Raw genomic sequence first — 13,815 nt, forward strand, 5'->3', positions numbered from 1 at the left:
AATGTAGATTTTTTCTTATTCAGACTTAGTACAATTTTTGCGTAATCCTTAAATCCCACAACTTTTGGACTTGATCCGAAGAAATTAGAAGAATAGGAAACCAAAGAAAATAAAAAAGCCCCATTTTAGTGGGGCTTTCATCAAATTACTTTGATTTACTCTTTAAAAAGCGGTCTGGACGGGACTCGAACCCGCGACCCCCTGCGTGACAGGCAGGTATTCTAACCAGCTGAACTACCAGACCGTTGCTTTAAGCGGTTGCAAATATAACTCTGTTTTTTAATTTACCAAAGAAAATTATAAAAAATTTTTCCTGCTTATCAAATATTTTGTCAAAACTTCATTAAACCCTAAATGAATATCTACAGGAACATAATCTATTTTATATTGTAAACATCTATTTTTTAAATCCTTAAAGTACTTTTCTGTTAATTCCTTATACTTTTCTTGAACATTTTCTGCATAAATATTTATTTCTTCTCCTGTTTCAATATCTACAAATTTTTTGGGAGTATTGTCAAAATCGAAGCTTAATTCTGTCTTTCCATCAAAAGTATGAAACAAAACTACCTCATGTTTATTATATTTTAGGTGTCTCAAAGCTTCAAATAACTCTTCTTGCTCTTTTGTGGTTTGAAACATATCAGTGAAAAGAAATATTAAAGAACGTCTATGGATCTTTTCTGCAATTTCATGCAAATATTGATATGTTTCTGTAGCTGATTTAGATACTGAAACTAATAATTTCTCTAATTTATGCAATAGCATCTTTCTATGACGTTCACTTCCTTTTTCTGGGGCATAATACTCATAAGAATCAGAATACACGCTTAAACCAACTGCATCTCTTTGTCTTTTTAAAATTTCCATTAAAGCAGCAGCAGCTACTGCGGAAAATCCTACTTTATTTAAAGTAGTGATTGTTTGTTTTTTTACAACCGGATAATGCATTGAAGCTGAATTGTCTATAATAATATGGCACCTCAAATTGGTTTCTTCTTCGTATTTTTTAGTATATAATTTCTCTGTCTTCGCAAAAAGTTTCCAATCGATATGACGTGTACTTTCTCCTTTGTTGTATAATTTATGTTCAGAAAACTCAACAGAAAACCCATGAAAAGGGCTCTTATGAATACCTGTTACAAAACCTTCTACCACTTGTTTTGCAAGAATATCTAAGTTTTTTATTTCTGATGATGCAATTTCTGATAAATTCATATTATTTTTTAATGCTTTGAGCTCTTTCTAAATTATCTGTAGTTTGGTGTAATTTTTTTAATAAAATAGGGTTATACCCTAGATTTTCTTCTAAAAATTGTTGTAAAATGGCATGCGCTTCTTTAGAGGAATAATTTCCAATAGAACTTGTCAACCATCCTTTAGGAAAGAAAATATCACCTGTTAATTGTACTTCTTCTAATTTGTTTAGAATGGGTTTTAAATATTTTATAGAGGACTTTTGTCTTAATGGGTGATGTATGTTATTTAAGGCAGTTTGCACCCAAGACTCTTTATCTCTATTTTCTTTTTCTAATAACGATTTCATAAAATGATTTCTAACAACTTGATCATTAGAAAGAGATGGTAACAACCATTTAAAACGTTCTAATCTATCTGAATTCGAAATTCTAGTTTGTTGTTCTTCTAAAATTTCTATTGCTTTTGGATGCTTAAAAATAGCCAGTTTTGTTGCCAAAGAGGCATCGTCATTTTCATTTAGAAAGAGATTTTGAATAATTTTCTTTTTAGACCAAATTTCATATAAATTCGTTTTTCCTTTTTCAGAGAAGGCAACTGATTTATACAAACCAAATAAAGTTTTCTTTATATTTTTTGGCAAGTCTTCTTCTAGTAATCTTAAAACGGCATCTTCTGTTTTATTTTGAATTTTATTCTGTTGTTCTTCTGTTAAGAACGTCCAAAATATATTCTGAATTCTTCCTGATAAGTAATTTGTAATTAACTCATTTTTTTCAATTTTAATAGCGTCTAACAAAACCTGATAAGTGACTAACGAAGAAACGTTACCAACCAACATGTTTTCATATAAATTAATAAATTGATATCCTCTTGAAACCTCATCATTTATATTTTTATAACTATAAATTTCGTCTTTATAAATAGGAAAAACACCATATCCAAAACCATTTACATTGTATAAAACTTGCTGTGGTTTAAAATCTTTTATCTGAGAAGTAATCTCAAAAGATTTTTCGATATTTTTAATATTGATGATTTTTTGAGCCCCTACTTTATCAATCAATTTAATTTTAAAGGATTGTGTCCAAATTTTATCAGAACCATCTTCTGCTTTTTGATGAAGAATAAACTTGGTTACATTTCCTTCTTCATTGTATTCAATTTCTTCGTAAAAAACAGGTCTTCCAGATGAATTTACCCAAACATCACTCCATTTCTTAATATCTCTGGTAGATTTTTCATCTAAAATAGAAACCAATTCATTCCAATCTGCATTTGAATTTGCATAGGTTTTTATATATTCTTGCATTCCTTCTTTAAAAATAACTTCACCCAACAAATACTCTAACTGACGCATCATAATTGGTGCTTTGTTATAAATAATTCTTCCGTATAAAGAACCTGCATTTTTTAAGTTTCCTAAATACTGACGAATCGCATTTGTTCCTTTTGTTCTGTCTTCTGAATATGCACTCGGATAGTGAGACATCATAAAGTTTAATTGATGATTGACTTCCGGAAAAACAGGATTCATAATTTTATCTGCCATAAAGTTGGCAAACACCTCTTTCATCCAAACATCATTAAACCATTTCATGGTTACCAAATCTCCAAACCACATGTGCGAAGTTTCGTGAGCAATTAACTTTGCTCTTTTTAACTTACCATTCTGCGTTGCATTTTTATCTAAAAACAACGATGATTGTCTATACTGAATTGCACCTACATGTTCCATTCCTCCATATTGAAAAGGCGGAATTGCCGCGAAGTCCATTTTTTGAAATGGAAACTTAACAGCTGTATAGTCCTCTAAAAAGTCAATGGCATTTTGATGTATTTTAAATACCTCATCTACACTTTCAGTAATCTTTTCTTCGTTTGTTTCTCTGTATAAAAAGCGCATATCAAACGCTCCGGGGTTTTTAGTTGTTACTGTAAATTTACCTGCTACAAAAGAAAATAAATAGCTACTCATTAAATCTGTAGTAGCAAATGTATGCTCTATAAAACGATCTAATTCTAAACTATTTTCTTCAAAACCTCCCGCTAATACTTGCCAATCTTTTGGAGCTGTAATTCTTAAATTATACTTGGCTTTTATATCTGGTTGATCAAAACAAGGAAACAAAGTACTTGCTCTATCTGGCACCAACAATGTATATAAAAAATCATCATTCCTATTCAATGATTTTTCTCCGGCATCAAAAAACAGTTCTACAGTATTTTTTCCTAAAATCAAGTTTTTTTTATCAATAATAACATGCTCTTTTTGATGATTAATCACTGACTTATTACCGTTTATTTTTAAAGTTTTTAGTTTTGAAACATCTTCATTAAAATCTAAAAAAACATCATTTTTTAAATCATTTACCGTAAAATTTACCGTTAGGTTTGAAGCAATTGAAGTTGTTTTTTCTTTTGGTATTTTAAAATGCAAATTGTACACTACATCTGCGATTTGTTGCTTTCTATATGTTGCTAACTCAAAGGAAATTCCTTTTTCAAGTTCTACTTTTTTGGTTGTTATATTGTTACAAGAAGCCAACACTACTAAACATAAAAAAAAATAAAGAGAATATTTCATTAAAAAAGAAATTTAGATTCTAAAAATAAAAAAAGGTTTGACGTCAGCCAAACCTTTTCTATATTATAAATTATGGATTGTTGCTATAATGCAGCATCAATCTTACCTGTATAAACATTTTTTGGAGCAACTCCAACTTGTTTGTCTATTACTTCTCCGTTTTTAAAAATCAAAACAGTTGGTATATTTCTTACTCCGTATTTTGCTGCAAACTCTTGGTTTGCATCAACATCTACCTTACCAACAACTGCTTTTCCATCATATTCTGTATGAATTTCATCAACAATTGGCCCAACCATTCTACAAGGTCCACACCAAGCAGCCCAAAAATCTACCAATACAGGTTTGTCTGATTTTAATACTACTTCTTCAAAAGTTGCATCTGTAATTTCTAATGCCATTTTATTTATTTTTAAATTGTTATTCTATTTCTATAAAACAAAAGTAATCAAAATTTTTACCACTTTTATTTTACAAAAATTACTTTTTACTATTTGTCTATAAAGATACTTTATGCTTACAGTTAAAAAACCTCTGATGCTATTTGATGAATATTATCACTCTTTCCCATAGAATAATAGTGTAAAACTGGAGCACCTGCAGCTAATAATTCTTTAGATTGCTGAATTGCCCATTCAATTCCTACTTGACGAACATCTTTATTTGACTTACAATTCTCTACTTCATTAATCAAAGCTTGTGGTAAATCAATTTTAAACACTTGCGGTAATAATTGTAAATGACGTTTTATAGCAATAGGTTTAATTCCTGGAATAATTGGCACATGAATTCCTATGTTTTTTGCAGCTTCTACAAAATCAAAATATTTTTGATTATCAAAAAACATTTGTGTTACCACGTAATCTGCACCTGCATCAACCTTTTCTTTTAGTCTTTTTAAATCGGTTTGCAAAGAAGGTGCTTCTAAATGTTTTTCTGGATATCCTGCAACCCCAATACAAAAATCTGATTTGTGATTTGCTTCAATTACCTCGTGTAAATATTTTCCTTTGTTTAAATTTTGAATCTGATTAACTAAATCTTTTGCAAAATGATTTCCATTTTCACAGGGTTCAAAATATTTTTGATGACTCATAGCATCACCTCTTAAAGCCATCACATTATCTATGCCTAAATAATGACAATCTACCAAAACGTATTCTGTTTCCTCTTTTGTAAAACCACCACATAATACATGAGGCACTGTGTCTATATTATATTTATGCTTAATTGCAGCACAAATACCCACAGTTCCTGGACGCATTCTAGTAATTTTCCTATCTAACAAACCATTTCCTTTATTGATATAAATATATTCCTCTCTAGAGGTTGTTACATCTATAAATGGCGGATTAAATTCCATTAATGGATCTATATTGTGATATAAATCTTCAATATTATTTCCTTTTTTGGGAGGAATAATTTCAAATGAAAACAATGTTTTTCCGTTTGAATTTTTAATATGTTCTGTTACTTTCATAATTTTATTCAGAGAAAAAAATCTCTTTTTAACTTATTACTACAAGAAATAGGCAATACATAATGCAGTTAACGTAAGTGCTAAAAGTTGAACAGCGAATCTAATTTCAATTCTATACTTTCTCATTTTATTTAATTTATTAGGCTGCAAAATTCTAATTTCTATCATTTATTTTTATTAGCTGAAAGAAAACAAATTGTTAACTTAAAACTTCTACTATTAATCGTCTACTAAATTTGGATTAAGCCACTTTTCTGCAACTTGTTCACTAACATTTCTTCTCTTTGCATAGTCTAATAATTGATCCTTAGTAATTTTTCCTAAACCAAAATATTTTGCTTCTTCATTTGCAAAATAATATCCAGAAACACTTGCTGCAGGCCACATTGCTAGACTATCTGTAAGTTCTACTCCAATTCTTTCATATACATTTAACAAACTCCAAATAGTTTTCTTTTCTAAATGATCTGGACATGCAGGATACCCTGGTGCAGGACGAATTCCCTTATAATTTTCTTTAATCAACTCTTTGTTAGAAAGATCTTCTGTTAAAGCATAGCCCCAATGTTTTGTTCTAACTTCTTTATGTAAATATTCTGCAAAAGCCTCTGCTAATCTATCTGCCAATGCCTTTATCATTATTGAATTGTAATCATCATTTTCTGCTTCAAATTGAGCTGCTAATTCTGCTGTCCCAAAGCCTGTTGAAACACAAAATGCCCCCATATAATCTTGCAATCCGGTTTCTTTTGGCGCAATAAAATCTGCCAATGCATGATTTGGAACCCCTTCTCTTTTCTTTAATTGTTGACGAAGTGTTAGAAATGTGTTTTGGACTTCTTTTTCATCATTATAAACTTCTATATCGTCATCATTTATTGTATTTGCTGGAAATAAACCAAAAACAGCTTTTGCTTTTAACAATTTATTGTCAAAGACTTTTTTTAACAACTCTTTTGCATCTGTAAATAATTCTGATGCTTGTTCTCCCACTACATTATCCGTTAGAATATCTGGATATTTTCCGTGTAAATCCCAACTTCTAAAGAAGGGAGACCAATCTATAAATTCTTCTAATTTTGAAATATCAAAATCTTGAATTTCTTGAATTCCTAATTGATTTGGCTTGTTTATCTTAGAGGTATTCCAATCGATTTTATATTTACGTTTTCTAGCTTCATCAATAGAAACATATTCTTTTTGTTTTCCTCTTTTTAAGAATTTTTCTCTAAAAAGATGATATTCTTCTCTAATTTGATTCTTATAAATTGCATTATTTTCTTGCAACAAGTTACCAACAACAGTTACCGCTCTAGAGGCATCGTTTACATGTACAACGGTATTAGAATAGTTGGGTGATATTTTTACAGAAGTATGTGCTTTTGAAGTTGTTGCCCCTCCAATTAACAAAGGCACCGAAAAATTATTTTTTTCCATTTCTTTAGACAAGTAGACCATTTCATCTAATGAAGGGGTTATCAATCCGCTTAAACCAATAACATCTACATTTTCTTTTTTAGCGGCTTCAATAATTTTTTCTGGAGCCACCATAACCCCTAAATCTACAATTTCATAATTATTACAACCTAAGACAACAGAAACAATATTTTTACCAATATCGTGTACATCTCCTTTTACGGTTGCCATTAATATTTTACCCGCAAATTCTTGTTTTCCATCTTTTTCTGCCTCAATAAATGGTTGTAAATATGCCACTGCTTTTTTCATTACTCTTGCTGACTTTACAACTTGTGGCAAAAACATTTTTCCGCTTCCAAACAAATCACCAACAACGTTCATACCTATCATTAGATGACCTTCTATTACTTGTATTGGTTTTACCGATTGTAATCTTGCTTCTTCTACATCTTCTACAATAAAAGCATCAATTCCCTTTACCAAACTATATGTAATTCTTTCCTGTAAAGACTTGGTTCTCCATTCTAGAACCTTAGTTTCATCTTGTTTTTTATCACCCTTTACCGTTTCTGCAAAATCTAATAATCGTTCTGTTGCATCTTCTTTTCTATCAAACAACACATCTTCTACATGTTGTAATAAGTCTTTTGGGATTTCATCATAAACCTCTAACATAGTTGGATTTACAATTCCTAAATTCATTCCATGTTTGATTGCATGATATAAAAATGCAGAATTAATAGCTTCTCTTACAATGTTATTCCCTCTAAATGAAAAAGACACATTACTTACACCTCCCGAAACATTTGCATTTGGTAAATTTTCACGAATCCATTTTGCTGCTTGAAAAAAATCTAATGCATTCCTTCTGTGCTCATCCATTCCTGTTGCAACAGGAAAAATATTAGGATCAAAAATTATATCTTGAGAAGGAAACCGAACAACATTTACCAAAATATCATAAGAACGTTTACAAATATCTATTCTTCGCTGATAAGTATCTGCTTGTCCATCTTCATCAAAAGCCATTACAATTACAGCAGCTCCGTAACGCTTTACTAATTTTGCTTGACGTATAAATTCTGATTCTCCAGATTTTAGACTAATTGAATTTACCACAGATTTTCCTTGCACAACTTGTAAACCAGCTTCAATTATCTCCCATTTAGAGCTATCAATCATGATAGGGATTCTTGAAATATCGGGTTCAGAAGCAATCAAATTTAAAAATGTTGTCATAGCATATACACCATCTAACATTCCTTCATCCATATTTACATCTAAAATTTGTGCCCCCCCCTCTACTTGATCTCTAGCAACACTTAATGCTTCCTCATATTTTTCTTCTTTTATTAATCTAAGAAATTTACGAGATCCGGTAACATTAGTACGTTCACCAACATTTATAAAATTACTTTCTGGAGTAACTATTAATGGTTCTAACCCTGATAATTTTAAATATCTATTCATCTACTTTTCCTACAATTTTCTTGGTTGATATTTTGCAGCGACTTCAGCAATTGCTTTAATATGTGCAGGACTTGTACCACAACAGCCTCCAATAATATTTATCAAACTATCTTTTAAATAGTTCTCTATAAAGGCTTGCATTTGTTTAGGTGCTTCGTCATATTCACCAAAAGCATTTGGCAAACCCGCATTGGGATGCGCAGATGTATAGAAGGCTGTTTCTCTAGACAATCGTTGTAAGTATGGCTGTAGTTGTTCTGCTCCTAAAGCGCAATTAAAACCTACAGATAACAATGGAATATGAGAAACTGAAGTCAAAAATGCTTCTACCGTTTGTCCCGATAAAGTTCTTCCCGAAGCATCTGTTATTGTTCCAGAAACCATAATTGGAATTTTTATTTTTCTATCTTCTTGCACTTCATCAACAGCAAACAAAGCTGCTTTTGCATTTAATGTATCAAAAATTGTTTCTACCAATAATAAATCTACCCCTCCATCTAACAATGCTTCTACTTGTTGTTTATAGGCAACTCTTAATTCATTAAAAGTAATTGCTCTATACTCTGGTTTATTTACATCTGGAGATAAACTAGCAGTTTTGTTTGTTGGTCCTATTGAACCAGCAACAAATCTTGGTTTCTCTGGATTTTGATTTGTAAACTTATCTGCAACTTCTTTGGCTATTTTTGCTGATTGATAATTTAGCTCGTACACCAAACTTTCCATATTATAATCTGCCATTGCAATGGTAGTTCCAGAAAAGGTATTGGTTTCTATTATATCTGCACCCGCTTCTAAATATTTACTATGAATAGTTTTTATGGCTTCTGGTTGGGTAATAGACAACAAGTCATTATTCCCTTGTAATGGTGTTGGATAGTCTTTAAAACGTTCTCCTCTAAAATCTTCTTCTGTAAATTTATAGGCTTGTAGCATAGTTCCCATGGCGCCATCTAAAACCAAAATTCTTTTTTTTATTTCTTTATAAATATTAAACATTTTCTAAGGCTTGTTTTAAATCTTTAATAATATCATTAACATGTTCTAACCCAACAGATATCCGTACCAATCCATTAGTTATTCCTACCTCTAATCTATCTTCTTCAGATAGTCTTCCGTGAGTTGTAGATGATGGATGTGTAACAATGGTTCTGGTATCTCCCAAATTAGCAGAAAGTGAGCACATTTTTATTCTGTCTAAAAAAGCTCTTCCTGCATGAACTCCTCCTTTAATTTCAAATGCCACAATATTACCTCCTAGTTTCATTTGTCTTTTTGCAGTTTCATATTGTGGGTGCGACTTTAAAAACGGATATTTTACAAATTCCACATTTTCATGTTCTTCTAAAAACTGAGCTACTTTTAATGCATTTTCACAATGCTTTTCTACTCGAATCGATAAGGTTTCTAAACTTTTTGATAAAACCCATGCATTAAACGGCGACATCGCAGGACCGGTATTTCTTGCAAACAAATAAATTTCTCGCATTAAATCTTTATTCCCAACGGTTACACCACCTAAAACACGCCCTTGTCCGTCAATTAATTTTGTTGCAGAATGCACTACTAAATCTGCTCCAAATTTAATGGGTTGCTGTATATAAGGAGTCGCAAAGCAATTATCTACAATAAAAATAAGCTTATGTTTTTTGGCAATTTTACCCATCAACTCTAAATCTAAAATATCTACTGCCGGATTTGTTGGTGTTTCTATATATAAAATTTTCGTGTTTTCTTTAATTAAGCTTTCTACCAAATCAACCTCATCAACTTTAAAATAAGAAGTTTCAATATTCCATTTTGGTAAAAACTTGGTAAACATACTATGTGTAGAACCAAAAACCGAACGACAAGAAACCACATGATCACCAGCATTTAACAACGCTGCAAATGTTGAAAAGATGGCAGCCATTCCTGTTGCAAATGCATAACCGGATTCGGCACCTTCCATAGCCACAATTTTATCTACAAATTCGGTAGTATTTGGGTTTGTAAATCTACTATATAAGTTACGCTCTTTTTCTTCTGCGAAGGATGAACGCATATCTTCTGCATCGTCAAAAACAAAACTTGATGTTAAATATAAAGGTGTAGAATGTTCTGCAAACTGTGTTCTTTCTGTTTGATTTCTAATGGCTTGTGTTTCGAAATGATTCATCTTTTTTCTTTAGTAGAACTCAAAGGTTTTGAAAATCTTTGAGGTCTTTATTCAGTGAGATACTGAAACAAGTTCAGTATGACACTTCGTGTCAATTATTATGTTTTGCTAATCGTAAAATATCTCCAAAAACACCTCTTGCCGTAACTTTAGAACCTGCTCCCGCCCCCTGAATAACAATAGGTTGGTTGCCATAAGATTCTGTATAAATTTCAAAAATGGCATCCGATCCTTTTAAAGAACCTAACGGAGAACTTTGAGGTACAGACACTAATTTTACTTCCAAGTTTCCTTTTTCTTGAAATAAATCTCCAGATAAATCACCTATATATCTTAGTACGTGATCTTCTTTTTGAGCATCTTTTTTTTGTTGAAATTCCACATTTAATTTTTCTAAATTAGACAAGAATTCAGCTGAAGAAATAGTTCTTAATTCTTCGGGAATTAAATTTTCTATGACAACATCTTCAAACTCATTTTCCAAATCTAATTCCCTTGCAAGAATTAATAATTTTCTTGCAACATCATTTCCACATAAATCTTCTCTGGGATCTGGTTCTGTAAATCCTTTATAAATTGCCTCTTGTAATGTTTCTGAAAAAGAAACTTCCTCTGCCGAAAAACGGTTAAATAAATAACTTAAACTACCTGAAAAAACACCTCTTATTTTTGTAATATTTTCACCCGACTCATGCAATAATCTAATCGTATCTATCACAGGTAAACCTGCTCCTACATTGGTTTCGTATAAATATTGTTTTTTATGTTCTTTTAATTTAATTCTTAGTTTTTTGTAAAATGCATACGAAACTGTATTGGCAATTTTATTAGATGAAACTAAATCGAAACCTGCTTCTACAAGTGGAATATAATTATTAATAAAAGAGGCGTTTGCAGTATTATCTACCGCAATTAAATTTTCTAAATGATGTGTTTTAGCAAATTGAACCACCGCTTCTATTTGATTGCTCTCCACTTTATTGTTTTGTAAATTTTCTTCCCAATTTTTAGTTACACCATCTTTTACCAATAATAATTTAGATGAGTTCGCAACGGCAAAAATGTTTAACTGAATTTTCCTTCTTTCTAGAATAGATTTCGCATTTTCTAAAATTTGGTTAATTAACGTTCCTCCAACTAAACCTTTGCCAAAAACAGCAATATTTACTTTCTTAGAAATTCCAAAAACTTGTCCATGAATAACATTTACAGCTTTATGTAATTGTTCTTTTTTTACTACTAAACTTATATTCTTTCCAGAGATTGTGTTATTAAATAAAAGAGGTACTATTTGATTTTTAATTAATGCGTTATAAGGAAGGTGAAATTCGCTTAAATCTTGACCAATAATAGAAATCACAGAAACATTATTGAGAATAGATATTTGATTTACATCTTGAGAATAAAAATCGTTTTCAAACTCTCTTTCTAAAGCCAAAACCGCTTCTGAGGCTCTATCTTTATTAATAATTAAACCAATTCCTCTTTCAGAAGATCCTTGAGACACAATGCTAACACTTATATCTCTATCACTTAAGGTTTTAAAAATTCTAGCATCAACACCTACTTTACCTAACAAACCTCTACCTTCAAAATTCACCAAAGACACATTGTTTAAAGTAGAAATAGATTTAATCCCTTTTTCACTAGGCTTAGCAGTAATTAAAGTTCCTTTATCTTCTTTGTTAAATGTATTTAAAATACGAAGTTTTATATTTTTCTCTAATAAAGGAATAATAGTTTTAGCATGTAAAATAGTTGCTCCAAAGTTTGCCAACTCATTTGCCTCAGAAAAAGAAAGTTGTTCTATTTTTTTAGCATCAGTAACCAATTCTGGATTTGCTGTATAAATTCCATTTACATGCGTGTAATTTTGCAACTCTTCTGCATCTAAATAATTTGCCAATAAAGAAGCCGTATAATTACTTCCATTTCTACCTAAAGTGGTGGTTTCATTTTTTTTGTTTGATGCTATAAAACCTGTAACAACCTGTACTGTTTGGCCGTTAAACTTATTGAAATAGTTAACAACATTTTCTTTTGAAAGATTGGTTATTGGTTGGGCATTTCCAAAGTTTTCATCGGTAACAATTAACCTTCTAGCATCTGTAGCGTGTGCTTTTATATTGTTTTCTTGTAATAAATATGTTATTAATTTTGCCGATAACAACTCTCCTTGCGCTAAAACTTCATCTTTAATTTTCTTACTATAATCACCTAAAAGAGAAACTCCTTCGAAGAGGGTATCTAATTTAGAAAATTCATCAGAAAAATCTACTTTATTATTGGGTTCTAATTGATATTTTTTTAAACTATCTAATAACTCTTTATATGACTCTTTTTTAACTGCTTTCTTTAAAATAGTTTCTAGAACATCGGTTGTATTTCCTCTTGCAGAAGCAACCACTGTAATAAGTTCTCCTTTATTAACTTTATTTGTAATTAACGCTATCGCATTTTGCAAACCTTTACCATTGGCCAAAGATTTTCCTCCAAACTTCACTACTTTCATCTTTTCTATTTTAGAATCCTCATTAAAAATAGGCTCTATAATTTTTTGCAATTGTTTGTATTCTATTAAAAAAGCATCATGACCATGTGCCGAATTAATTTCATTATAAGTAACATTTTCTTTTGTAAATGCTAATTTTTTATGAGTTTCTCTATTTTCTTCAGCAGTAAAGAACAAATCAGAATCAACTCCTATGATGTATATATTTGCTTCAATTTCATCTAAAATATCAAGCGGAAATTTTCCTCCTTTTGTAACATCAATAGTTCTTAATAACTGATTCATTAACTTATAAGATGACAGTTGGTAACGTTCTTGCAACTTTTTCCCATGATGCAATAACCAACTCTCTACATTAAAGAGTTCTTGACTTTCATTTTTTGATCTATGAAATCGTTCTTTAAAAGATTCTGGAGTTCTATAACAGAGCATTGCATGCATACGTGCATCATGTACAGGATTGCTAGAATTTACTAAAAACTGTTCTTGAATTTGACAATTGGCAATTAACCAATCTGTAGATTTCCAATCGGTGGCAACAGGTATAAAGTTTTGAGTTAATTTTTTATGTAACACCACCATTTCCCATGCTATTCCACCACCTAGAGAACCACCTATTAATGCAAATAACTGATTCACGTTTAATTCTTTTAATCCTAATAAAAATAACTTAGCAATATCTCTAGCTATAAAACTTTTATAATCTTCAATTACAAAACCGTCAAATCCATTTCCCGGAATATTAAAAGCTAAAATGGTATACTTATTTGTGTCTATTGCTTTTTTATCTCCAATTAAATCTTTCCACCATCCTTTTTCTCCACAAACCTCAGAATTACCCGTTAATGCATGGTTTACCAAAACCACAGGAGCTGTACCCAATTCTTTTCCAAACAATTGATAACTTAATTGAATGTTTTTAAATTGAGTACCACTTTCTGTAGTAAAACTAAGAATATTTATATGTAACAAGTTATTATCCAAATCAATAA

Annotated in this window: 8 protein-coding genes and 1 tRNA gene; all 9 read right to left on the reverse strand. The window is 30.8% G+C overall.

What is annotated here, in order from left to right:
* Positions 1-170: 170 nt before the first annotated feature.
* Positions 171-244, reverse strand: a tRNA-Asp gene (locus MC378_RS08030).
* A gap of 53 nt (positions 245-297) precedes the next feature.
* The gene (locus tag MC378_RS08035) at positions 298-1,218 is read right to left on the reverse strand and encodes a DUF58 domain-containing protein (RefSeq protein ID WP_242178244.1); all 921 of its coding nucleotides are present in this window, start codon (positions 1,216-1,218) and stop codon (positions 298-300) included.
* A gap of 1 nt (position 1,219) precedes the next feature.
* Complete coding sequence (locus MC378_RS08040) at positions 1,220-3,784, reverse strand: M1 family metallopeptidase (protein ID WP_242178245.1); 2,565 nt, start codon at positions 3,782-3,784, stop codon at positions 1,220-1,222.
* An 83-nt stretch (positions 3,785-3,867) separates the two neighbouring features.
* The gene (gene trxA / locus MC378_RS08045; protein WP_242178246.1) at positions 3,868-4,185 is read right to left on the reverse strand and encodes a thioredoxin; all 318 of its coding nucleotides are present in this window, start codon (positions 4,183-4,185) and stop codon (positions 3,868-3,870) included.
* Between the two features lie 122 nt (positions 4,186-4,307).
* Positions 4,308-5,264, reverse strand: coding sequence for a methylenetetrahydrofolate reductase [NAD(P)H] (gene metF / locus MC378_RS08050; RefSeq protein ID WP_242178247.1), 957 nt, complete (start codon positions 5,262-5,264; stop codon positions 4,308-4,310).
* Positions 5,265-5,483: 219 nt separating this feature from the next.
* A complete protein-coding gene (gene metH / locus MC378_RS08055) occupies positions 5,484-8,153 on the reverse strand; it encodes a methionine synthase (RefSeq protein WP_242178248.1) in 2,670 nt (889 codons plus the stop codon).
* Between the two features lie 9 nt (positions 8,154-8,162).
* Positions 8,163-9,152 carry a homocysteine S-methyltransferase family protein gene (locus tag MC378_RS08060; RefSeq protein WP_242178249.1) on the reverse strand — a complete coding sequence of 330 codons (990 nt, stop codon included), beginning with the start codon at positions 9,150-9,152 and terminating at the stop codon, positions 8,163-8,165.
* Positions 9,145-10,311: an O-succinylhomoserine sulfhydrylase gene (locus MC378_RS08065; RefSeq protein WP_242178250.1), complete on the reverse strand. Its 1,167-nt coding sequence runs from the start codon at positions 10,309-10,311 to the stop codon at positions 9,145-9,147. The genes MC378_RS08060 and MC378_RS08065 overlap by 8 nt, the downstream gene beginning before the upstream one ends.
* A 91-nt stretch (positions 10,312-10,402) precedes the next feature.
* Positions 10,403-13,807 carry a bifunctional aspartate kinase/homoserine dehydrogenase I gene (gene thrA, locus MC378_RS08070; RefSeq protein ID WP_242178251.1) on the reverse strand — a complete coding sequence of 1,135 codons (3,405 nt, stop codon included), beginning with the start codon at positions 13,805-13,807 and terminating at the stop codon, positions 10,403-10,405.
* Positions 13,808-13,815: the final 8 nt, after the last annotated feature.

This window comes from Polaribacter marinus (assembly GCF_022662535.1).
GTDB lineage: Bacteria > Bacteroidota > Bacteroidia > Flavobacteriales > Flavobacteriaceae > Polaribacter > Polaribacter marinus.

Coding starts and splice junctions, on each gene's coding strand:
- MC378_RS08035 (WP_242178244.1), bottom strand. CDS start 1,218: ATGAATTTATCAGAAATTGCATCATCAGAAATAAAAAACTTAGATATT.
- metF (WP_242178247.1), bottom strand. CDS start 5,264: ATGAAAGTAACAGAACATATTAAAAATTCAAACGGAAAAACATTGTTT.
- MC378_RS08060 (WP_242178249.1), bottom strand. CDS start 9,152: ATGTTTAATATTTATAAAGAAATAAAAAAAAGAATTTTGGTTTTAGAT.
- MC378_RS08065 (WP_242178250.1), bottom strand. CDS start 10,311: ATGAATCATTTCGAAACACAAGCCATTAGAAATCAAACAGAAAGAACA.
- trxA (WP_242178246.1), bottom strand. CDS start 4,185: ATGGCATTAGAAATTACAGATGCAACTTTTGAAGAAGTAGTATTAAAA.
- metH (WP_242178248.1), bottom strand. CDS start 8,153: ATGAATAGATATTTAAAATTATCAGGGTTAGAACCATTAATAGTTACT.
- MC378_RS08040 (WP_242178245.1), bottom strand. CDS start 3,784: ATGAAATATTCTCTTTATTTTTTTTTATGTTTAGTAGTGTTGGCTTCT.